Origin of the sequence: Bradyrhizobium sp. LTSP857 (assembly GCF_000938285.1) — a bacterium.
Taxonomy (GTDB): Bacteria; Pseudomonadota; Alphaproteobacteria; order Rhizobiales; family Xanthobacteraceae; genus Bradyrhizobium.
Genome location: NZ_JYMS01000007.1, coordinates 20,386 through 42,061 on the forward strand (window position 1 = coordinate 20,386; position 21,676 = coordinate 42,061).

The following is a 21,676-nucleotide window of genomic DNA, read 5'->3' on the forward strand; positions in this document are numbered from 1 at the left end:
CTCAGAATTGCTTGGTTCCGGGCAGGCAAGGCGAAACCCAGCGTCCATCCTTGCCTTCGTAAGCGTTGCATCGAAGCAAAACGAAGGGAAGCACATGCGTTTTCTCACCACGGCGGCCGTTCTGGCCGTCGCTTTCGCCGTGCCGGCACATGCACAGGAATTGAGCGGCACGCTGAAGAAGATCAAGGAGACCGGCGCGATCACGCTGGGGATACGCGACAGTGCCGTGCCCTTCAGCTATATCGACGAAAAGCAGAAGATCGTGGGCTACGCCGTCGACATCTGCATGAAGATCGTCGACGAGATCAAAACCGAGCTCAAGCTGGACAAGCTCGAGGTCAGTCAAAACATCGTCACTTCGTCCACCCGTATTCCGCTGATGGCGAACGGGACCATCGACCTCGAATGCGGCTCGACGACCAACAATGCCGACCGCCAGAAGCAGGTGTGGTTCACCAACACCCACTTCCTCACGGCGAGCCGCTTCGTGTCCAAGAAGGCGCTAAAGCTCGACCAGGTCGATGACCTCAAGGGCAAGGCCGTCGTCTCGGTCTCGGGCACCACCAACATCACCCAGCTCAACAAGGCCAACGCTGCACGCTCGCTCGGCATCACCGTCATGAACGCCAAGGACGTTCCCGAGGCATTCTTGATGGTCGAGACCGACCGCGCTGTGGCCTTCGTCATGGACGACATCCAGCTTGCGGCCATGGTCGCCTCCTCGAAGGATCCGTCGCTCTACGCCATCAGCACCGGCGCTTTTTCCGATCCGGAGCCTTACGGCATCATGCTGCGCAAGGACGATGTACCGTTCAAGACGGTGGTCGATCGGGCGACCGCCAAGCTCTACAAGAGCGCGGAGATCGAGCAGATCTACAACAAATGGTTCATGGAGCCGGTGCCGCCGCGCGGCCTGAACTTCCACGTCCCGCTGCCGGCCTCGCTGAAAAAGTCCTTCGAGCACCCGTCCGACAATCCTGATCCAGCGTCTTACGGAGGGTAATGGAATAGTAGCCCGGATGGAGCGAAGCGTAATCCGGGGTCCTCGCGCGCACTCGCGGCGGTCCCGGATTGCGCTTCGCTCCATCCGGGCTACAGGTTACTCCAGATACGTCGTGAGCTGTGCGCCCTCGTCCGCCACGAACACCGCGATCAATTCGGCCGGCTCAGTCGTGCTCGCATTGGCCGAGACCAGATGCGTCGCGCCCGGCGGTTCGAAGAAGGATTGGCCAACCCCAAACGTCTCGATCGGGCCGCCGCCGAGCTGGGAGCGGATCTCGCCCTTGGTGACATAGGCCGTCACCGAGCCCGCGTGGCGATGCGGCCTTGAGAACCCTCCGGGGCCATAAAACACGCGCACGATGGTGACGCGCTTGCCCGGCACGTTGGGCAGCGCGTAGGAGCCGATCGGCTCCACCTTGTCGAGTGGCGAGCTCTCGGCGGCGGCGGCGCAGAGCGGTGCGAATGCGCCAGATACGGTGTCCATTGTGACTGGCAGTACCTTGCCGATCGCAAGCGCGCAGGCGAGCCCGCCGACAACAGCCAACGTCACCGAACGCGATGGCGCCGGGCGCTGCATGGTGGCCAAACCCATAACAGTCATGACAACTCTCCTTGTTGCAATCAGGATGCCGCGGCGTTCGCTGCCGCGACGGGGCGCTTCGCCGGCGTCCAGCGATACGCCGCGCCAAAGCGGTTCCAGACGTTGATCGAGGCAATTGCGGATGTCAGGTACATCAACTCGGTCTCCGAGAATTCGCGGGCAGCTTCCGCATGGACCTCGTCGCTGACGCCGTCGGGCAGGAAGGTCAGCGCTTCGGCCCAGGCCAGCGTCGCCCGCTCCCGCGCCGAAAAGATCGGCGCCTCGCGCCAGACCGCAACCAGATTGAGCTTGTCCACGGGCACGCCGATGCGCTCCGAGAGCAGGATGTGATGCTGAACGCAAAAGGCACAGCCGTTGATCTGCGAAGCCCGCAGCTTGACGAGTTCCAAAAGCTGCTTGTCGAGGCCGGCCTTGGCCGCAACCTGGCCCAGCGCGAGCACCAGATCATACGCATCGGGCGCAATCTTCTTGAAATCCTCGTATTCGCTGCGGGCGTGTGACATTGCCGTTCACCTCATGCTATTATAAGAATGCTTATATATTATAAGAGCACTTATATGACGCGCAAGTCGGCTGGCATCACGAAATCGCAACCGGCGCAGAAAGCGCCCAGGGCGGACGCTGCGGCGCACGTGCCCGCCGCCGGCGAAGGCAAGCGCGGCGAGCAAGGCTATCTCGGCTATCTCCTGCGCCAGGCCCACGCGGCCGTCAGGCTGAAGATGGAACGAACGCTCGCCGATCTCGGCGTGACGTCGCCGCAATTCGCCGTGCTGACCATGCTGAACGCCTACCCGGGACTGTCCGGCGCCGACGTCGCCCGCCTCACCTTCCTGACGCCGCAGACCGTCGGGGTCATCATTCGCAACCTCGAACGCGATGGTGCAATTGAGATGACGCCCCATCCCGTCCACGGCCGCATCCAGCAATGGACGCTGACGCAGCGCGGCGCGACGTTGCTGAAGGCGTGCCGGGAGCGTGTCATCGCGCTGGAGAAGCGTCTGGCCGGCGGACTTGATGCCAAGGCCGAGGCCACCATCCGCCGCTGGCTGGCCGACGTCGCGATCGAGTTGCAGGACGAGGAATAGACGCGGGGTCCCGCTCAGTCTTTCATCGCATCGGCGAACTTGCGCGTCAGTCGGACGAGATCGTTGATCTCGGCGGCATCCCATGTCGCGAAGATGGCGCGGCCGATCCGTTCGCGCGCGGCATCGACGAGATCAGTCATTGCCTTACCCTTTGCCGTGATGACGGCCTCGCGCACGCGGCGATCCGTGGGGTGCTCGCGGCGCTCCGCGAGGCCGAGGCTTTCGAGCTTGGCGACCTGCCGACTGACGGTGGTGTAGTCGCGCCCAACGCGGTCGGCGAGATCGACGATGCCGATCGGTCCGAACCGCTCAATGCCGACCAGCAACGGGAACAGCGCACGGTCGAGCCGGATGCCCGCCTCCTTGATCAGCATTTCGTCGCGCTGCGGCCGGTTCATCGCGCCGACGATATCGAGCAGCGCCCCGTGCAGCACTCGCAGACGGTCACTAATATGTGTATTTTGCACATTCTTTCTTGACGGCATCGGCGGCTCCAAACTAGATATGTGCATAATACACGCATCTAGAGCGCCGACAAGGAACCCGATCATGAAAGCAGCCATCGTCCACGCCGCAGGCCAATCCCCCGTCTACGGAGATTTCACGGAACCCGAGCTCGTCACGGGGGAGAGCCGCATCCACGTCAGGGCCGCCGCGATCAGCCAGGTCACCAAGAGCCGCGCCGCGGGCGCGCATTACAGCTCAAGCGGCCGGTTTCCCTTCATCGCCGGCGTCGACGGTGTGGGCCGTCGCGATGACGGGGCTCGCGTCTATTTCGTACTGCCGCGCGCGCCCTATGGCAGCATGGCCGAGCAGGCTGTGGTGCCGGCCCTGCATTGCATCGCCCTGCCCGACGGCATCGACGACGTCACCGCAGCCGCGATCGCAAATCCCGGCATGTCGTCCTGGGCAGCCTACACCGAGCGCGCGCGGCTCAAGGCCGGCGAGACGGTGCTCATCAATGGCGCCACCGGCACCTCGGGCCGCCTTGCCGTGCAGATCGCCAAGCACATGGGCGCGCGAAAGGTGATCGCGACCGGTCGCAATGCGGAGGCGCTGCGCGAACTGGCGGATCTTGGTGCCGATGTGACGATCGCCCTCACCGACGATGACGCAGCACTCGAGCGCAGGCTGAGGGACCAATTCGCCGAAGGCGTGGACGTCGTCGTCGACTATCTCTGGGGCAAAAGCGCAGAGCGCGTGCTGATCGCCGCAGCCAAAGCGGGCCCCGAGGCGGTGCCAATCAGGTACGTTCAGATCGGTTCGATCAGCGGCGGCGACATCACGCTGCCGAGCGCCGTGCTCCGCTCATCGGCCATCGAGCTGATGGGTAGCGGCATCGGCAGCATCCCGCTCGACCGCCTCGTCCATGCTGTGGGCGACCTGTTACGCGCAACGCCAATGGCTGGATTCAAGATCGCAACACAAGCTGTGCCGCTGTCGAACGTCGCAGAGGCCTGGCTCGCAGACGATAATGCCTGCCGCACGGTGCTCACGATGGGCGCGGCTTGAGGCGAACCATGGACGGACGAGGCCTAGTCGCCTCCTCCGTCACCGCCGCCTCCATCACCGCCATCGGCATCCGAGAAGTCGCCGAAGCCGATGTCGCCGCCACCCTGAATACCGCGGCCGAAATTCTCCGCGACGATCATCATGATCACGACAAACAGCCCTGCGCCGAACGGCCAGGGATTGGCACGAATGATGTCGAACAGCTCCCGCATGCGCGCATTCTGCACAGACAGGAACAAACCGACCGTAAAGCGGCACCCTCGAAATTTGAGATGTTGACGCCCGCGTGCGCCCTATCCGCTCTTCAACACTTCATTAACTTCGCCAGCGGGCCAGGTCTCACCTGCCGCGATCACTCGCACACGGCTTTGATCTGTAGCATTCACCAGCGCATGCGAACTCACCCGATCGCCGCTCGGCTCCAGGTGCAAATCCGTCTCAGGCTTCCAGCTCAGCGTCGTTGCAAGATCGCCAGCGAAAATCTGCCAGCGCGATCCATCGTCAAGCTCGACGACGTGGCTTTCTGCATGCACGCGTATCTTCATTCCGCCCCGAAATCTCGCTGAAGAAAGCGGGCCCCGGCGCTCGGCCGGGGCGCTGCTCCGTTAGTCGTTGTCGTGATGAATCACAGTCTTGCTGCGATTGCCGTATTCATCTTCCTTCTTGATCACCGTGGTGCGATCGGCGGGCGCGCGCTCCTTGATGACCGTGGTGCGGTCACGATCGCGATCGCGGTATTCAGGGGCCTGGCCGACCGTCACGCCTGCGCCGACCGGACCGACGTGAACGCCGACTTCATCTGCGAACGCGGGGGCCGCGATGGCCGTGACCATGGCAGCGGCAAACAGATACTTCCTCATCTCATCCTCCTCCAATGTGGTGCTGAGGGAATGCGGGAGTGCGACACTTTGTTCCTGGGAGCGTAACGTCGAAAGCCTGTTCCTCCTGTTCCAGGAACCGACTCACAGGAGCCATCTTTCCCGCTACAATGCGCCGATGAAACAAGCTGATTCCTTGGCCAACCGCACGCGCCGCGCCCTCCTCCAATCGACGCTCGGCGTAGCCGCCCTGCTGACACTCCCAACGCACCTTCTGGCTTCGCCGCCCGGCTTCGACGAGTGGCGCGAGAGTTTTCGCGCCCGCGCGATGGCCAAGGGCATTTCGGCCGCGACATGGCAGCGCGCGATGGCGCGGGTCGAGCCGGACATGAGCGTGTTCAAGCAGATGCGCAACCAGCCGGAATTCCACGAACAGGTCTGGCAATACATCAACCGCCGCGTCTCCGACTGGCGCATCATCAACGGCAAGATCGCGCTGAAGAACAACGAGGCGTTGCTCGCGCGCATCGAACGTGATTTCGGAGTCGAGCGCGGCACGCTGCTGGCGCTGTGGGGCGTGGAGTCGGCTTACGGCGATCCGCTGGTGCAGCAGAACCACATGACGCCGGTGTTTCCCTCGCTGGCCGCACTCGCCTGGAACGAGCCGCGGCGAAAAGCCTATTGGGAGACCGAGCTGATCAACGCGCTGCGCATCGTCGACAAGGGCTGGAGCACACCGGAGGAGATGCAGGGCTCCTGGGCCGGCGCAATGGGGCATTCGCAATGGATGCCTGAGGTCTGGCTCAATGTCGGCATCGACTATGACGGCGACGGCAAAGTATCACCGTTCGGCAAGCCCGACGACGCGCTGGGCTCAACGGCAAAGTATCTCGTCAATCGCGGCAAGTGGCGCCGCGGTGAGCATTGGGGCTATGAGGTACGCGCGTCCGGCGATATGAGCGGCAGCCGCACCTATGCCGCCTGGCAATCGGCTGGCATCACCCGCGCCGATGGCCAGCCGTTTCCGCAGCCGAACGCGTCTGCGCAGATGTGGACACCGATTGCGGGCGGGCCAACCTTCCTGCTCGGACCGAATTTCAACGCGGTGAAGAGCTACAATCCCTCGATGAACTATGCGCTGGCGATCTGCCATCTCGGCGACCGCTGCCTGGGGGCACCGCCCTTCATTCAGCCCTTCCCCGGCTCCGAACGCGTGCTCACGCTCGCCGAGGTGCAGGAGATGCAGACGCGGCTGACCAAAGCCGGTTTCGACACCGGCGGCACCGACGGCCGCGTCGGCAACGACACCATGAAGGCGATCAAGGATTTTCAGCAGCGCGCCGGGATCATGCCGGCCGATGGCTATGGCGGGCTGAAGGTGTTGGCCAAGCTACGGCAGGGCTCGTAGCCCGGCTCAGTGCCGGTACTGCGGCTCCTCCGCATCGAGCTGCCGTCGGATCGCCGCGAGATGCAGCCGCGCGGATTCGGAATCGCCCTCGCGCATCTGCCTGTAGGTTTCGGCCGCAATGGCGGGATCGACCGGCAGCACTTTCCGTCCCGTCGACATCGCCAACACCTGCACCTCGGCGGCGCGCTCGAGATAGTAGAGATCGTCCCAGGCCTCCGCGATGGTCGGGGCCAGCACCATCACGCCGTGATGCTTCATGAAGACGATGTCGGCATCGCCCACGGCGGACGCAATGCGCGCGCCTTCGCGGTTGTCGAGTGCAAGACCGTTATAGTCGCGATCAACCACCGTGCGGCCATAGAACTTCAGCGCGGTCTGGCCGGCCCAGATCAGGGGATCGCCCTCGGTCATCGACAGCGCGGTGGCGTATGGCATGTGCGTGTGGAAAGCGACCTTCGCGCGCGGCAGACGCTTGTGCATCTCGGCGTGGATGTAGAACGCAGTCGCCTCGGGCTCGCCCTCGCCGTCGAGCACATGGCCGTGGAAGTCGCAGATCAGGAGTTTTGACGCGGTCAGCTCGCGGAAGGCGTAGCCGTAGGGGTTGACCAGAAAGAGATCGTCATGACCGGGCACCACGGCCGAGAAATGGTTGCAGATGCCCTCCTCAAAGCCGTTGCGCGCCGCCATGCGGAAGCAGGCGGCGAGATCCTCGCGCGCGCTGCGGATCGCATCGGTGGCGAGGTCCGGCCGGTTCGAGCGGACCGGCTCGGTTGCGGATGAGGAAGCGTGAAGGCCGTGCGCCATAGCGAAGAAAACCTCTGTCGGTAGGGAGTTGCCCGCGCTTTTACAGGGACGACGCCTGCGCGTCAGCCCCTGCGGGCGCCACCCTGCCCTTCGCGTCTTGCGGGCTAGTTCACGCCCGCCGCGGCACGCCGCCGGCGTTCATGCCGCCGTCGACGACGAGCTCGGTGCCGGTGACGTAGCGCGAGGCATCTGACGCCAGATACAGCACACCCGACGCGATCTCCACGGCCTGGCCCGCGCGACCGAGCGGCGTTGCCACCTTGGCCCGCTCCTCGGGATCGATCGGCGCATTGCCCTGGTTGCCGGTCGCACCCGTCGGGATCTTTCCCCAGATCGGCGTGTCGATGATGCCGGGATGCACGGAATTGACACGGATGCCGTCGGAGGCCGCTGCACACTCCATCGCGATCGATTTCGCGAACAGCCGCACGCCGCCCTTGGTCGCCGAATACGCCGACAGCCCCGGTGCGCCGCGCAGGCCTGCCAGCGAGGACATCATGACGATCGAGCCGCCGCCAGTCTTGCGCATCAAGGGCAGGCAATGCTTCACCGAGAGAAACACGCCATCGAGATTGATCGCGTTCTGCTTGCGCCAATCGCCCAGCGTCATGTCGACAATCGAGGGCACGGCAATGCCGATGCCGGCATTGGAGACCATGGTGTCGAGCCGACCATAGCGCTTTGCAACTTCAGCGACGATCTCGATCCAGCGCTCCTCACTAGTGACATCCTGCTCCAAAAAGATCGCCTTGCCGCCGGCCTTGGTGACGCGCTTGGCGAGTTCGGGGCCGCGTAGCTCGTCGATGTCGGTGGCGATGACGGTCGCGCCCTCGCGCGCAAACAGCTCGACGATGGCTTCGCCAATGCCCGACGCGCCGCCTGTGACCAGCGCGACTTTACCCTCAACCTGCCCTGCCATGTTCACTCCCTTTTTTGTTGTTTGAGGTTTGTTGTTTGCGGCCGTTATCTAATCACGGATGGCCCCTGGTCCGGTAGCGCGACGTCGATGACGCGAAACTGCACGCGCTCGGCACCCTGGTAGCGATCGACCGACAATGATCCCGCGACATGCAGCTGCTGGCCGCGATTGGCGACCAGCGCATTGCCGAGTTTTTGGCCAACCGAGCGAAACGCGATGCCGTTGACGATCGCGCCGTCGCCCGACTTGAACCGCAGCCGCAAGTGCGCCTGTCCGACCTCGTCGGCATAGACGAGCTGATGCGCCGGCAGCGCCAGCACGGCTTCCGGATTGCCGCTGCCGAAGGGACCGGCACGGTTGAGCGTGGTCGCAAGCTCCGTCGTGACCGCCCGCGCAGACACCGCGCCATCGATATAGAGCTCGTTGACATGCCGAGCCTCCGCGACGTCGCGCGCGAGCGCATTTTCGAGATAGGCGCGGAATTCGGCGAGCTTTTCCTTCCGCAGCGTGACGCCCGCAGCCATCGCGTGCCCGCCGCCCTTCAGCAGGATGCCGTCCGCCACCGCCTGCCGCACCGCCTTGCCGAGATCGACGCCGGCGATCGAGCGGCCCGAGCCGGTGCCGATGCCGCCGGGCTCCAGCGCGATCGCAAAGGCGGGCCGCGAAAACTTCTCCTTCAGCCGCGAGGCGACGAGGCCGACCACACCGGGATGCCAGCCTTCCGAAGCCGTGACGATCACGCCAATCTTGTCTTCGAGTCCGATCGAGGCAAGCGCCTCGGCTTCGGCCTGCGCTTCGGCCGCCTGCTCGATGACACGGCGCTCGCTGTTGAGGCGGTCGAGCTCGGCGGCGATCCGTGCGGCCTCGGTGCTATCGCCTTCCAGGAGCAGCCGCACGCCGAGATCAGCGCGGCCGATGCGGCCCCCGGCATTGATGCGCGGCCCCAGCATGAAGCCGAGATGCCAAGCCTCCGGCGGGCCGTTGAGCCGCGCCACGTCCATCAGCGCGGTGTGGCCGACATGATCGCGCCGGCGCATCGCGATCAGCCCCTTCGCCACGAAGGCGCGGTTGAGGCCGATGAGCGGCGCCACATCCGCAACCGTGCCGAGCGCGACGTGATGCAGCATGCCGAGCAGATCGGGCTCGGGCATCTCGGAGGTCCAGAAGCCGCGCTGACGCAGCTCGCGATTGACCGCGACCAGCGTCACCAGCACGAGGCCAACGGCAGCGAGATGGCCGAGGCCGGAGAGATCGTCGAGCCGGTTCGGATTGACCAGCGCGTCGACCTCCGGAAGGTCCGTGCCGGCCTGATGATGGTCGATCACAACCACGGACTGGCCGAGCCGTTTCGCCTCAGCCAGCGGCTCGATGCTGGTCGTGCCGCAATCGACGGTGACGAGCAGCGTGGCGCCCTTCGCGGCCAGCCCACGAACTGCCTCGACGTTCGGGCCGTAGCCCTCAAAGATCCGGTCAGGAATGTGAATCAGCGGATCGAGCCCGCAATGGCGCAAATGCCAGGCCAGCAGCGCCGCAGAGGTCGCGCCGTCGACGTCGTAGTCGCCGAAGATCGCGACTGTCTCGCCTTTCACAGCGGCATCGGCGATCCGCTTTGCGGCAGCCTCCATCTCCGTCACCGTGTACGGGTCCGGCAGGAGCTTGCGGATGGTCGGATCGAGGAAGTCGGCGACCGCATCGATATCGACACCGCGGCCGGCCAGCACCCGTGCCAGCAATTCGGGCAATTGATGACGCTGCACGATGGCGAGCGCCTTGGCCGCGCCGCGCGCGTCGAGCCGGTCGCGCCAGAGCTTGTCGGTGAGCGAACGCGCCACACCCAGGAAGGCCTGGGGCGCTTCGACGGGCAAGGCGGTGGCGGGCGGCGTCATGACGAGAGGCTGACTGTTGGGAACTCGGGACCCGGGCGATCACGGATGTCCGGTCACTGCTGAAAGGGGATTGGCCGGGAAACCACGGACATTTGCAACGGCCAGGCCGTACAAAGCAGTGGATGGCCGCCGTCCTGGCTGGAGTGACTATCATTTGGGCATTCCGCCGAACAGCAAATTAAGCAGGCGTTAGGTGGAATCCTCGAAAAAGAGTCGTATTCGATCTGTGATTGGTTGTTCCGGGTTCGTTGCAGATCAGGCCTCATTGCCAAGGGAAGTTACCCGATGTCTGCTGCGCTGGGTCTCAAAGCCAAGCCGATCGCGAACGGAACCACCGAACTCGCCGACGATGATTCCGATATCACCGCGCTGATCAACCGCCTCACCGCGGAGGTCAACCAGATCGCCGTCGATAAGACCAAGTCGATCCAGCAGATCACCAACCAGATGAAGATGCTGGCGCTGAACGCGCTGATCGAAAGCTCGCGCGCCGGCGCCCAAGGCGCGGGTTTTGCGGTGGTGGCGCAGGAGGTGCGCGGCGTCGGCCAGCAGGTCGAGACCATCGCACGCGAGCTCGAAACGCAGCTCACCAAACGCACCGGCGATCTCGTCTCCTCGATCGAGCGCATGAGCCAGCGTTCGCGCGGCGAGCGCATGATGGACCTGTCCCTCAACGCCATCGAGCTGATCGACCGCAACCTCTATGAGCGCACCTGCGACGTGCGCTGGTGGGCGACCGATTCCGCCGTGGTCGATTGCGCGGCCTCGCCCGCTCCGGCTGCTGTGACCTATGCCTCGGAGCGGCTCGGCGTCATCCTCGGCGCCTACACCGTCTATCTCGACCTCTGGCTCTGCGACCTCGACGGCAACGTCATCGCCAACGGCCGCGCCGACCGATTTCGCGTCGTCGGCCAGAACGTCGCCCACACCAAATGGTTTCGCGAGGCCAAGGGCCTGCGCTCCGGCGACGACTATGTCGCCGGCGACGTCGAGAACCAGCCGCTGCTCGGCAACGCGCAGGTCGCGACCTATTGCGCCAGTGTGCGCACCGGCGGCCAGGCCAATGGCGCGCCGATCGGCGTGCTCGCCATCCATTTCGACTGGGAGCCGCAGGCCCGCGCCATCGTGCAAGGCATCCGCGTCGGCGACCAGGACAAGGCGCGCGTGCTACTGGTCGATTCGAATTTCCGCGTCATCGCAGCCTCCGACGGCCAGGGCATCCTGAGCGAGCGCATCGCGCTGTCGCTTAACGGTCAGCCCTCCGGCTTCTATCAGGACCGCATCGGCACGCTGGTCGCCTTCCACGCCACACCCGGTTACGAGACCTATCGCGGGTTGGGCTGGTACGGCGTAATCGTCTGCGGTGGATGAGGCTGGAGCCGGCCCCAACCCGCCTCCCAAACAAAAGCGCGAAAACAACCCCATGCACAGTAGCCTGAGGGTTGTTCTCATGACGGTTTTTGCGCCCGCCGATTGAACTCTTTGACGCGTCGGGCAAAACACTGGCATTCTGCGATCATGGCGTCGTTCGCGAGCGAAGCTGCATGACTCGCGACGCCTGGCGACGCCACAATGTCCGGGCACCACTTTCAGACTCCGCATCGCGCAGCCAGCAGACACAATCGCGACACAATCCTTAGTTGTTTTAGTTCCACTTGCTAGCTTGGCTGAACCGGCGCAGCATTCTGTTGCCGGCCCCAGGCCGGAACATCACGCGCGCACAATCGCGCGGATAAAAATTCAAAAGTGGAGGAAGCGAATGACACTCGATGTCTCACGTCGATCCCTGCTCGCGCTTGGTGCAGGCCTTGGTGTAGGCCTTGGCGCCAGCACAATGCTCGGCAGCAGCGCGCTTGCGCGTGCTCCCAAACTTGGCACCCAGACTCCCTACTGGCACCGTTTCATTGTCGGCGATGCCGAAGTCACAATTGTCTCCGACGGGCCGCTGCCGCTCGGCGATCCCACCGGGACTTTCACCGGCGTTCCGAAGGAAGAGTTGAAGAAGATGCTGGCGGACAATTTCCTATCGCCGGACAATGTCGTGCTCGAGCAGAACTCGCCGATCGTGAACACCGGCGACAAGCTCATCCTGTTTGATACCGGCATGGGGACCTCCAAGATGTTCGGTGCCACCACCGGCCGGCAGCAGAAGAGCATGGCGGAGGCAGGCATCAAGCCGGAGGACATCGACGCGGTGGTGTGCTCGCATGCCCATATCGACCACATCGGCGGCATCGTGGACGCCAACGACAAGCCGCTGTTTCCGAACGCCCAGATCTATATCGCCCAGAGCGATTTCGACTTCTGGACCGACGAAGGCAAGCTCGGGAGTGCGGTCAAGGACTTCGTCGTTCACGCCCGCAAGAACCTGATGCCCGTCCGCGACCGAATCGTGTTCTATAAGGACGGACAGGAATTCCTGCCCGGCGTGCAGGCGATCGCGGCGCCCGGCCATACCGTCGGCCATACCATCTTCATGATCAGTTCCGCCGGCCAGTCGTTTGCCTTCCTCGGCGACCTCTCGCACCATCCGGTGCTGCTGCTCGAACGTCCGCGGATGGAATTCTCTTACGACACCGATCCCAAGCAGGCGGCGGAGTCGCGGGTCAAGCTCCTCACCATGCTGGCGGCCAACAAGACCCCGGTGATGTCCTATCACTTCGCCTGGCCAGGCTACGGCCATGTCGCCAAGGCCGGCGACGGCTTCCGCTTCTTCGCCGAACCGATGCAGATGACGTTGTAGTTCGCAGGATCAAGCCGGGCGGCGCGCACGCACCGCCCGGCTCCCCCCTTTGGCACTTGCAGGAAGCATTCGCTTCTGCGTCCTAGATGAGCCCGGCCACCACCGCATCGACGTCGATGCGTCCCTTGATCGACGTCGCTCCGCGATCCCCAAACTCAATCCAACCTTCGTTGAAGCCATCCAGCATGCGGATGCGCGGCAGCGGATTTTTCATGCCCTGGGAACGAAACAGCGTCTCCCAGCCGTCGCGCGTTACAATTTCGACCCGGACAGGCTTGCCGAGCGCACGGCCGAATGAATCCGCGAGATCGTTCGGCGAAACGCGGCGAGGTCCCTCCAGCTCGACAATCCGGATGCCGCTGTGACTTTCCTGAATGAGCTCAGCAGCGACGCGCCCCACGTCCCGCGTGGCAACCATAGGAAACTCTTTCTCCACCGGTTGGAGGAAGCTGTAGATCAAGCCGGAGTCCCGGGCCGTTGGCACATCCCAGAGCGCGTTTTCGATGAACCAACCCGGCCGCAGGATTGTCAGAGCCATCCCGAGCGGCTTGAGCGCCTCCTCCATCATCGTGCGCTGCGAGAGCAGATTATCCTGTGTGGCATCGGCGCCGATCGTCGACAGGCACAGCACACGAGACGGCGCGGCAGTTTTCAATGCACGCACGACACTGTCGATGACACGCCGGGCCTCCGGATAACCGGGCTCGGGGTCGAAGTCTGACGGAGGCAAAATGAAAGCGGCGGTGGCGCCGGTGAAGGCCTTTGCGAGAGCTGTCGCATCCTCCATCTCGGCAAGAGCAATTTCGCAGCCGAGTTTGGCCCACGCCTCGCCCTTCTTCGCGTCCCGGACCACCGCTCTCACCGGGCGCCCCTGGGCGAGAAGGGACTTGGCGAGTTCGCCGCCGACTTTTCCGGTGATGCCAGTAATTGCGTACATGATGGTGCTCTCATTCGTTTCGGCTGGTCTGCGCGGGGGTGCCCGCGTGCAGTCGATAGCTCCGAACCGAAGGTTGCTGTGAGTGCCATTATGTCATAAGATTGGTGATCTATACGCAACGGTGATCCCATGACCTTTGACGGCCGTATCATTTCCAATGTCGGCGTGCTCGCGGCGATCGTCGAGGGCGGAAGCTTCGCCCGCGCGGCGGACGCGCTTGGCCTGTCTCGCTCAGGCGTCAGCCGCGCGGTTTCGCGCCTGGAGGCACGCGTGGGCGTGCAATTGCTCGATCGAACCACCCGCGTCGTGTCCCTGACCGACGAAGGCCGGCGTTTCTATACGGGCGTGGCGCCGCTTCTGACCGGAATCGATGAAGTCGTATCGGCAGCCTCGAAATCCGCCGTGTCGGTACGCGGCCGGTTGCGGGTCAATGTCGACGCTTTCTTTTCCAGCCTCCTGCTCGCGCCGCACCTCAACGAGTTCCTGATGCGCCACCGGGACCTGAAACTCGACATCGTCGCCAGAGATCAGCTTGGAGACCTTATCGGCGACGGCTTCGATGTCGCAATGCGGTTTGGCGCGCCGCCCGATTCATCCCTTGTCGCCAGGAAGATCCTGGAGACACGCACGATTACCGTTGCCTCTCCTGGTTATCTGAAGCGTTACGGCAAACCGGAGCATCCCCGCGATCTCGCGCAGCACGCCTGCATCCAGGTCCGGGACTCCTTGACCGGCCAGCCGATCGACGAATGGGTGTTCAGACAAGGCAACAAGCGGGAGAAGATCGCGATCTCCGGCAGCCTCATGGTGGCGGAGTTCGGCACCATGCTCGGCGCCTGCGCAGGCGGCGTCGGGATCGCGCGGGTGAAGGCGATCGGCGTGCAACACCTCCTGGACCAAGGCACACTCGTCGCGCTTTTGCCGGATTGGCATGGCGACAGTTTTCCTCTCTACGCGCTCACCGCGTCCCGCCAGTTTCCCGCTGCCAAGGTGCGGGTCTTCGTCGACTTCATCCACGACCGGCTGAACGGACGCCAATAGCCAAACGTTCTCGTTCGCTCGAGCCAAAGGGAACAGTCCCTTACCGATTTTTTCTCGGAACGCAGGACTCTCCGAAGCATTTTCCGGCAATGCAGGCCCGTTACAGGCAAGAGCCTGCCTCATTGCTCAGGTAAGATGTGCCTCGCATCACATTCATCGTCGTGAGAGCGTGAGCATCCGCTGGCTTTGGTCACTCACGCTCCGAACATGCTGAGGAGACACGCCATGAAGATCGTCGTGATCGGTGGAACCGGGTTAATCGGATCCAAGCTCGTCGCAAAGCTCAAGCAGCAGGGGCACGAGGCCGTGGCCGCCTCGCCGAAGTCGGGCGTCAACGCCGTGACTGGGGAAGGCCTCGCTGCGGCGCTGGCTGGCGCGGATGTCGTGGTCGATGTGGCCAACGCGCCGTCCTGGGAGCCCGCGGCCGTGCTCGAATTCTTCGAGCGTTCCAGCCGGAATCTCGTCGCGACCGAGGCCGCAGCAGGCGTCAAGCACCATGTCGCGCTGTCGATCGTGGGGACCGACCGATCGCCCGACATTGGCTATTTTCGTGCCAAGCTCGCGCAGGAGACCATCGTCAAGGCCTCTTCGGTCCCTTACTCGATCGTCCGCGCCACCCAGTTTTTTGAATTCCTTGACGCCATTGGCGAAGCGGGTGTGACCGGGGGCAAGGTCGTCGTTCCATCGGCGTCGTTTCAGCCGATCGCGTCAGACGACGTGGCTGATCGCCTCGCGGAGGTCGCAACGGGCCGGCCGCTGAACGGTACGATCGATATCGCAGGCCCCGAGAAGGCCCCCTTCAATGAATTCGTCGCGCGACGGCTCAAGGCGTCCGGCGACAGCCGCCCAGTCGTGGGAGACCGACAGGCGCAGTATTATGGCTCTCCAATCGATGACACCTCGCTGATCCCGCTCGGCGAGGCACGGCTCGGGAAAACACCGCTCGCTACGTGGCTCGCAAGGGCCTGAGCATCGACCATCGTATTCACGACAGCCACGGCAATGAAGGAACTTCCATGCTCAGATTGCTGATCGCAACGGCGGTTTGCGCCTCATCTGTCCTGACGGCACATGCCGCCGAGACACAACCAGCAGCACCATTGGCCAAGGTGACTGTCGTGTTTGACCACGCCCTGCCAAATGTCCCCGGCAAGAGCATGAAAGGCGTGCTGGTCGAGTATGGTCCCGGAGGCTCCTCACCAGCCCACATTCACGCGCCCTCCGCCTTCATCTATGCCACCGTCCTGGAAGGCGCGATCCGAAGTCAGGTCAATGACGGGCCGGCCAAGGTCTTTCACAAGGGAGAGAACTTTTCCGAAAAGCCCGGCGACCGCCATGGCGTAAGTGCCAATGCCAGCGATACCGAGCCTGCGAAGCTGCTTGCCGTCTTCGTGGTCGATACCGCCGACAAGGAGCTGACGATGCCGCTTCCGAAATAGCGTAAGATGGCGGCGCAGCCATCAGGCATGCGCCTCCTCTCCATTCGTACAATCAAGCGCCGCGCCGACCAGCCATCTCGACTGCGAGCAGCACCGCCGCGCGGGTCGCCCCGGTGGAAGCGATCCCCTGCCCTGCGATGTCATAGGCGGTGCCGTGCGCGGGCGTGCAGATCGGAAACGGGAAGCCGCCGAGCAAGGTGACGCCGCGATCGAACCCCATCAGCTTCATCGCGATCTGGCCCTGGTCGTGGTACATCGTCAGCACCGCATCGAAGGCGCCTGCCTTGGCGCGCAGGAATACCGTGTCGGCCGGGAACGGTCCCTCGACGGCGATGCCGTCGCGCTGGCCAGCCGCAACGACTGGTGCGATGATGTCGATCTCCTCGCGGCCGAAATTGCCGCCGTCACCGGCGTGCGGGTTGAGGCCTGCCACCGCGATGCGCGGCCGCGCATAGCCGGCGTTGCGCATGCAGGCATCGGTCAGCTTGAGCGCGCGCTGGATGCGTTCGCTTGAGAGCTTTGCTGCCACATCCTTGAGCGGAATGTGCGAGGTGACGCGCGCGTTCCAGAGCTCGCCCAGCACGTTGAATTCGCTGGCCGGCGTCTTGAGGCCGGCGATCTCGGCAGAGAACGCGATCTCATCGTCATAGTCGGCGCGGGCATACCGCATTGCCTGCTTGTTGAAGGGCGTGAAGCAGACAGCGTCGACGCGGCCGTCGCGGGCGAGCTCAAGCGCGTAGCGGTAATTCGTCAGGGCGAATTTCCCGCCGGCGAGCGTCGCGGTTTTCGGCTCGACCTCCTTGGGATCGAGATGGCCGAGATCGACGAACAGCGCTTCGCCCTTCGCTGCGCGAAAGTCTGCGCCCTGCTCCACCCTCGTCAGCTCCGGCGTGACGCCGGCGACGCGCGCGCCCTCGTCGAAGATGCGGCGGTCGCCGATCACGACGAGGCGAGCACGGGCGCGGATCTCGTCCAGCGCCACGAGCTTTGCGGTCAGCTCCGGGCTGATGCCGGCGGGATCTCCCATCGCGAGCGCAATGAGCGGCTTTGCGGTCATATGATCACCTTTTCCTGACTGGTCGTCTCAGTGGTGGGCGGCTCGGGCTTGCGAAAGAGCCGTGCGAGCTGCAACACGAGCGGCAGCAGCAACAGCGCGATGCCGCCCACCACCAGGCTCGTCACCAGCTTGTTTGCAAAGAAAATCCCGAGCGATCCCTTGGACATCAGCATCGATTGCCGGAACGCATCCTCGGCCTTGTCGCCAATGACGATCGCGAGCACCAGCGGCGCCAGGGGATAGAACAGCTTCTTGAAGAGATAGCCGACGATGCCGAAGCCGAGCATCATGACCACGTCGAGATAGGAATTTGATACCGAATAGGCGCCGACGACGCAGATGATCACGATCAGCGGCGCGATGATCACGAAGGGAATCCGCATCAATGCGGCAAACACCGGAACCGTCAGCAGCACCAGCACAACCGCGACAATATTGCCGACATACATCGAGGCAATCAGGCCCCACACAAAGTCCTTCTGGTCGACGAACAGCATCGGTCCGGGATTGAGCCCCCAGATCATCAGCCCGCCCATCATCACGGCCGCGGTGGCCGAACCGGGAATGCCGAGCGAGAGCATCGGCAGCAGCGCGCTGGTGCCGGCCGCGTGGTCGGCGGTCTCCGGCGAGATGATGCCTTCGACCTCGCCCGTGCCAAAATAACGACCGCGCCGCGAGAAGCGGCGGGCAATGCCGTAGCTCATGAAGGATGCCGCCGTCGGGCCGCCCGGCGTGATCCCCATCCAGCAGCCGATCGCAGCGCTCCGCAGCAACGCAACGCTATGCCGCGGCAGCCGGCCGATCGCGCGAAACACCTCGCGCCACTCGATCTTCGAGGAGACGGCGCGGGCATGAAACTCCTCTTCGACCGCGACCAGGAGCTCGCCGATGCCGAACAGGCCCATCACCGCGACGACGAAGTTCACGCCCTTGACCAGCTCGTCGATGCCCATGGTGAGGCGCACGCTGCCGGAAACAGTGTCGATGCCGATGGCGGCGATTGCAAAGCCGATCGCGAGTGCCACCACGGTCTTGATTGGCGCCGCGCCGCCCATGCCGACGAAACTCGCGAAGGCGAGGAAGTAGACCGAAAAATATTCCGCCGGCCCGAAGGCGAGCGCGACCTGCGCCACCCATGAGGCCAGGAAAGTGATCAGGATGACGCCGACCAGCGCGCCGAACGCCGCCGAGCCGAAGGCGGTGGCGAGCGCGGTGGTCGGCCGCCCGTCACGCGCCATCGGATAGCCGTCGAAGGTGGTCGCGACCGAGGACGGCTCGCCCGGAATGTTGAACAGGATCGAGGTGACAGAGCCGCCGAACAGCGCGCCCCAATACATGCTGGAAAGCAGGATGATCGCCGAGACCGGCTGCATGCCGAAGGTGAGCGGCAACAGCAGCGACACCCCGTTCGGCGCGCCCAGCCCGGGCAGCACACCGACGAGGATGCCGAGCAGCACGCCGACCACCATCAGCGCCAGATGCGGCACCGTGACCGCGATGGTGAAGCCGTGCAGGAGTTCTCCGAGATTGTCCATCGGCCTCTCCTCAGAAGCCAAACGCGGCGGCGAGCGCGCCGTGCGGCAGCGACACCTGGAACATGCGCTCGAACACGACATAGAGCGCGAGCGCAGTGGCCGCCGCCATCGCGAGCGACCGAAGCAGCGATTGATGCCTGGGGACCGCAAGCACGGCGAAGATATAGAGGGCCGAGGCGAGATACATCCCGAGCAGCGGGATCGCGGCCACGAAAATCGCGGCCGGCACGAACAGGCCGGCGAGCCGGCGCAGCTCGATCTGCGTAATGGCGATGGGAACGCTGGCGAGCGACGTGGCCGGCAGGACACCCCGCACCAGATTGTAGAGGCTTCCGAGAATGATCACGAGACCGATCACGAACGGGAATGTGCCGGAATCCACGCCCGCACTCGACCAGCCGATGCCATTGTCGAGGCTCTGGACCACCACCGCGACGCCGAAGCTGCCGGTGAGCACGGCGGTCGCGAGTTCGAGGGCGCGGCGCGATATCATCAGGCACCCCAGCCGGGTGCGGGACAACAAGACATCATGGTGTGCTGCTCCGCCATCCTACTTGATGAGCCAGCCCTGTTCGCTCGCGACTTGCCTGAGGTGCTCGAGATCCTCCTTGATGAACTTGTCGAACTCGGCGCCGGTCAGGAACGTGTCGATCTGCGAGGATTTCTCGATATAGTCCTTCCATTCCGGCGTGGCCTGCACCTTCTTCATGAGGTCGACATAGAACGCGGTCTGCTCCGACGTGACCTTGCCGGGCAGCCACACCGTGCGCGGCTGCTCGTATTGCGCGATGTCGAGGCCCTGCTCGACGCAGGTCGGAACGTCGCTCCAGCCTTCGGTCGCGGTGATCTTGGCGCCCTGCGGCAGCCGCTTCGGGCTGAAGGCGCAGAGCGGACGCTGGGTGCCGCCGCGCCATTGCCCGAGGCTCTCGCTGGGATTGTTGATGTGGGAATCGATGTGCCCGCCGGCGAGTTGCACCGCGGCCTCGGCGCCGCTCTTGAAGGGGATGTAGGTCAGCTTCACATGACCGGCCTTTTCGATCATGCGAGTGAGGACCTCGTCGGTATCCTTCGACTGCGCCCCGCCCATCTTGAAGTCACCCGTGACGGCGGCCTTCAGATAGTCGCCCGCGGTCTTGTACGGCGCGTCCTGCTTGACCCAGAGCAGGAATTCATCCTGCGCCATGGCCGCGATCGGCGTGAGATCGGTGTAGTTGAAGGCGACCTTGGAGACGAGCGGCTGCTGCCAGGCGTTCGACGTGCCGAAGATCACCTTGTAGGGATCGCCGGCAGACGCCTTGCCGTAGACATAGCCCTCCGCGCCGCTGCCGCCGGCCTTGTTGACGACGACGATCGGCTGATCCGTCAGCTTGTACTTGGTGATGATGTTCTGCACCGCACGGGCGATGTTGTCGGTGCCGCCGCCTGGACCTGCGGTCGCGACGAACTCGATCGGCTTCTGCGGTTGCCAGGCCGCGAGCGCAGGCGCGGCGCCAGCGACCACGAACGTGGCGCCGCCGACCACCACCGCGGCTGCGGACAGCAGAGCTATTGACGTGCGACCCATGGTTCCCTCCGGCTGATTTTTGATTGTTTTATTGGTCTTGTGTCTGATGGTGCGACGGCTGGTCAGGCGACGCGTTCCTCGCGCCTCCCTGCGGCCGAAACGATTGCGCCCTGCTTCTCGAAGGCCTCGATCTCCTGGTCGTTGAAGCCGTGCTCGGCCAGCACCTCCCGGGTGTGCTCGCCATAGACGGGCGCGCCTGAGAGAACCTTGCCGGGCGTCTCGGAGAATTTGACGGGCAGTCCGATCGTCTTCACCGGGCCGAGCGTGGAATGCTCGACCTCGACGACCATCTCGCGCGCCAGCGTCTGCGGATCGCTGAGCGCCTCCAGCATGTCGTGCACGGGCCCGCACGGCACGCCCTTCTCATCGAGCGCGGCAAGCCAATGCGTCCGCGATTGGGTGCGGAAGCGCTCGCTCAGGACGGCTTCGAGCTCCTTCAGATGCGCCATGCGGTCGGCGCCGGTGACGAAGCGCGGATCCTCCGCAAGTTCGCTCGCGCCGAGCGCGTCCAGCATCAGCAGCCAATGCTTCTTGTTGGCACCGCCGACCACGAGCCAGCCGTCGGAGGCTTCAAAAGCCTGATACGGTGCGTTGAGCGGATGCGCCGAGCCCATCGCGCGCGGCGCGGTGCCGGCCGCAAGCGCAATCGTCGACTGCCAGTAGGTCTGCACCAGCGCCGCCTCGTAGAGCGACGTCTCGACCCACTGCCCTTCCCCGGTCTTGAGGCGATGGGTGTAGGCCGCCAGAATTCCCATGCTCGCGAGCACGCCGGCGGTGATGTCGGACAGTGGCGGGCCGCACTTCACGGGCGGGCCGTCGGGACGTTCGCCGGTAAAACTCATGATGCCGCTCATGGCTTGCGCGACCAGATCGAAACCACGGCGGTGCTTGTAGGGACCGGTGCGGCCGAAGCCGGACAGCGAGCAATAGATCAGCGCCGGGAATTTTTCGTGCAGCACCTCGTAGCCGAAGCCGAGGCGCTCCATGGCGCCGGGCGCGAAATTCTCGACCAGCACGTCGGCATCCGCGATCAGCCGCCGCAGCACCTGCTTGCCGCCCTCGGTCTTCAGATCGAGCACGATGCCGCGCTTGTTGCGGTTCATCATCAGGAACGAGGCCGCCTCGTCGCCGATCTTCGGCGGCACCGAATGGCGGGTGTCATCGCCGTTCGGCGATTTCTCGATCTTGATGACGTCGGCGCCCATGTCGGCGAGCATCAGGGTGCAGGTCGGCCCCGCCATGACATGGGTGAGATCGATGACCTTGAGGCCGGCGAGCGGTCCTGAACGGCGGGAGGTTTTTTGCGATCGATCGCTTTGCATCGG

The 21,676-nt window shown here is 64.2% G+C and carries 24 protein-coding genes; 9 read left to right on the forward strand and 15 right to left on the reverse strand.

Translation table 11 applies throughout. The annotated features are described in order from the left end of the window. Nucleotides 1–94 precede the first annotated feature (94 nt). Nucleotides 95–1,003 carry an amino acid ABC transporter substrate-binding protein gene (locus tag UP06_RS01590; protein WP_044999953.1) on the forward strand — a complete coding sequence of 303 codons (909 nt, stop codon included), beginning with the start codon at nt 95–97 and terminating at the stop codon, nt 1,001–1,003. A gap of 96 nt (nt 1,004–1,099) precedes the next feature. Here the strand turns inward: UP06_RS01590 and UP06_RS01595 are convergent, their stop codons facing one another. Next, nucleotides 1,100–1,603: a cupin domain-containing protein gene (locus UP06_RS01595; RefSeq protein ID WP_044999954.1), complete on the reverse strand. Its 504-nt coding sequence runs from the start codon at nt 1,601–1,603 to the stop codon at nt 1,100–1,102. A gap of 20 nt (nt 1,604–1,623) precedes the next feature. After that, nucleotides 1,624–2,106 carry a carboxymuconolactone decarboxylase family protein gene (locus tag UP06_RS01600; protein WP_044999955.1) on the reverse strand — a complete coding sequence of 161 codons (483 nt, stop codon included), beginning with the start codon at nt 2,104–2,106 and terminating at the stop codon, nt 1,624–1,626. A 54-nt stretch (nt 2,107–2,160) separates the two neighbouring features. On the opposite strand from UP06_RS01600, the gene UP06_RS01605 reads away from it, so the two are divergent. Then, the gene (locus tag UP06_RS01605) at nt 2,161–2,688 is read left to right on the forward strand and encodes a MarR family winged helix-turn-helix transcriptional regulator (RefSeq protein WP_044999956.1); all 528 of its coding nucleotides are present in this window, start codon (nt 2,161–2,163) and stop codon (nt 2,686–2,688) included. 14 nt (nt 2,689–2,702) lie between these two features. On the opposite strand, the gene UP06_RS01610 is transcribed toward UP06_RS01605, so the two are convergent. Beyond that, nucleotides 2,703–3,173 (reverse strand): MarR family winged helix-turn-helix transcriptional regulator, encoded by a 471-nt coding sequence (locus UP06_RS01610; protein WP_045001042.1) that lies wholly within the window; start codon nt 3,171–3,173, stop codon nt 2,703–2,705. Nucleotides 3,174–3,237: 64 nt separating this feature from the next. Between UP06_RS01610 and UP06_RS01615 the strand changes: the two genes are divergently transcribed. Further along, on the forward strand, nt 3,238–4,200 hold the full coding sequence (locus UP06_RS01615) for a quinone oxidoreductase family protein (protein ID WP_044999957.1): 963 nt from the start codon (nt 3,238–3,240) through the stop codon (nt 4,198–4,200). Nucleotides 4,201–4,223: 23 nt separating this feature from the next. Here UP06_RS01615 and UP06_RS01620 read toward each other — a convergent pair whose 3' ends face one another. From UP06_RS01620 to UP06_RS01630, 3 genes are all read right to left on the reverse strand, one after another. Continuing rightward, nucleotides 4,224–4,412 (reverse strand): hypothetical protein, encoded by a 189-nt coding sequence (locus tag UP06_RS01620; protein ID WP_045001044.1) that lies wholly within the window; start codon nt 4,410–4,412, stop codon nt 4,224–4,226. Between the two features lie 81 nt (nt 4,413–4,493). Further along, nucleotides 4,494–4,745 carry a hypothetical protein gene (locus tag UP06_RS01625; RefSeq protein WP_044999958.1) on the reverse strand — a complete coding sequence of 84 codons (252 nt, stop codon included), beginning with the start codon at nt 4,743–4,745 and terminating at the stop codon, nt 4,494–4,496. Between the two features lie 60 nt (nt 4,746–4,805). Beyond that, on the reverse strand, nt 4,806–5,060 hold the full coding sequence (locus UP06_RS01630) for a hypothetical protein (RefSeq protein WP_045001045.1): 255 nt from the start codon (nt 5,058–5,060) through the stop codon (nt 4,806–4,808). A 136-nt stretch (nt 5,061–5,196) separates the two neighbouring features. Here UP06_RS01630 and UP06_RS01635 point away from each other — a divergent pair, with 136 nt between their 5' ends. Beyond that, nucleotides 5,197–6,426 (forward strand): lytic murein transglycosylase, encoded by a 1,230-nt coding sequence (locus UP06_RS01635; RefSeq protein WP_044999959.1) that lies wholly within the window; start codon nt 5,197–5,199, stop codon nt 6,424–6,426. 6 nt (nt 6,427–6,432) lie between these two features. Here the strand turns inward: UP06_RS01635 and UP06_RS01640 are convergent, their stop codons facing one another. From UP06_RS01640 to recJ, 3 genes are all read right to left on the reverse strand, one after another. Next, nucleotides 6,433–7,230 carry an aldolase gene (locus UP06_RS01640; RefSeq protein WP_044999960.1) on the reverse strand — a complete coding sequence of 266 codons (798 nt, stop codon included), beginning with the start codon at nt 7,228–7,230 and terminating at the stop codon, nt 6,433–6,435. A gap of 109 nt (nt 7,231–7,339) precedes the next feature. Next, complete coding sequence (locus UP06_RS01645) at nt 7,340–8,149, reverse strand: SDR family NAD(P)-dependent oxidoreductase (protein ID WP_044999961.1); 810 nt, start codon at nt 8,147–8,149, stop codon at nt 7,340–7,342. 44 nt (nt 8,150–8,193) lie between these two features. Continuing rightward, nucleotides 8,194–10,035 (reverse strand): single-stranded-DNA-specific exonuclease RecJ, encoded by a 1,842-nt coding sequence (gene recJ, locus UP06_RS01650; RefSeq protein ID WP_044999962.1) that lies wholly within the window; start codon nt 10,033–10,035, stop codon nt 8,194–8,196. Between the two features lie 285 nt (nt 10,036–10,320). Between recJ and UP06_RS01655 the strand changes: the two genes are divergently transcribed. Next, nucleotides 10,321–11,406, forward strand: coding sequence for a methyl-accepting chemotaxis protein (locus UP06_RS01655; RefSeq protein ID WP_044999963.1), 1,086 nt, complete (start codon nt 10,321–10,323; stop codon nt 11,404–11,406). 388 nt (nt 11,407–11,794) lie between these two features. After that, nucleotides 11,795–12,778 (forward strand): MBL fold metallo-hydrolase, encoded by a 984-nt coding sequence (locus UP06_RS01660; RefSeq protein WP_044999964.1) that lies wholly within the window; start codon nt 11,795–11,797, stop codon nt 12,776–12,778. 82 nt (nt 12,779–12,860) lie between these two features. On the opposite strand, the gene UP06_RS01665 is transcribed toward UP06_RS01660, so the two are convergent. Further along, entirely contained in the window at nt 12,861–13,715 is an 855-nt protein-coding gene (locus UP06_RS01665; protein WP_044999965.1) for an NmrA family NAD(P)-binding protein, read from the reverse strand. A 129-nt stretch (nt 13,716–13,844) separates the two neighbouring features. Here UP06_RS01665 and UP06_RS01670 point away from each other — a divergent pair, with 129 nt between their 5' ends. The 3 genes from UP06_RS01670 (at nt 13,845) to UP06_RS01680 (ending at nt 16,195) form a co-directional block, all read left to right on the forward strand. Continuing rightward, nucleotides 13,845–14,756, forward strand: coding sequence for a LysR family transcriptional regulator (locus UP06_RS01670; protein WP_044999966.1), 912 nt, complete (start codon nt 13,845–13,847; stop codon nt 14,754–14,756). 225 nt (nt 14,757–14,981) lie between these two features. Then, nucleotides 14,982–15,725, forward strand: coding sequence for an SDR family oxidoreductase (locus tag UP06_RS01675; protein ID WP_044999967.1), 744 nt, complete (start codon nt 14,982–14,984; stop codon nt 15,723–15,725). A 47-nt stretch (nt 15,726–15,772) separates the two neighbouring features. Next, complete coding sequence (locus UP06_RS01680) at nt 15,773–16,195, forward strand: cupin domain-containing protein (protein ID WP_045001047.1); 423 nt, start codon at nt 15,773–15,775, stop codon at nt 16,193–16,195. Nucleotides 16,196–16,247: 52 nt separating this feature from the next. On the opposite strand, the gene UP06_RS01685 is transcribed toward UP06_RS01680, so the two are convergent. The 5 genes from UP06_RS01685 to UP06_RS01705 form a co-directional block, all read right to left on the reverse strand. Continuing rightward, nucleotides 16,248–17,252, reverse strand: coding sequence for a 4-hydroxythreonine-4-phosphate dehydrogenase PdxA (locus UP06_RS01685; protein ID WP_044999968.1), 1,005 nt, complete (start codon nt 17,250–17,252; stop codon nt 16,248–16,250). Further along, entirely contained in the window at nt 17,249–18,787 is a 1,539-nt protein-coding gene (locus UP06_RS01690) for a tripartite tricarboxylate transporter permease (RefSeq protein ID WP_044999969.1), read from the reverse strand. The genes UP06_RS01685 and UP06_RS01690 overlap by 4 nt, the downstream gene beginning before the upstream one ends. A gap of 10 nt (nt 18,788–18,797) precedes the next feature. Continuing rightward, entirely contained in the window at nt 18,798–19,280 is a 483-nt protein-coding gene (locus UP06_RS01695; protein ID WP_044999970.1) for a tripartite tricarboxylate transporter TctB family protein, read from the reverse strand. Between the two features lie 57 nt (nt 19,281–19,337). Next, nucleotides 19,338–20,351 (reverse strand): Bug family tripartite tricarboxylate transporter substrate binding protein, encoded by a 1,014-nt coding sequence (locus UP06_RS01700; RefSeq protein WP_044999971.1) that lies wholly within the window; start codon nt 20,349–20,351, stop codon nt 19,338–19,340. A gap of 62 nt (nt 20,352–20,413) precedes the next feature. Continuing rightward, entirely contained in the window at nt 20,414–21,673 is a 1,260-nt protein-coding gene (locus UP06_RS01705) for a CaiB/BaiF CoA transferase family protein (protein ID WP_044999972.1), read from the reverse strand. Between the last annotated feature and the right edge of the window lie 3 nt (nt 21,674–21,676).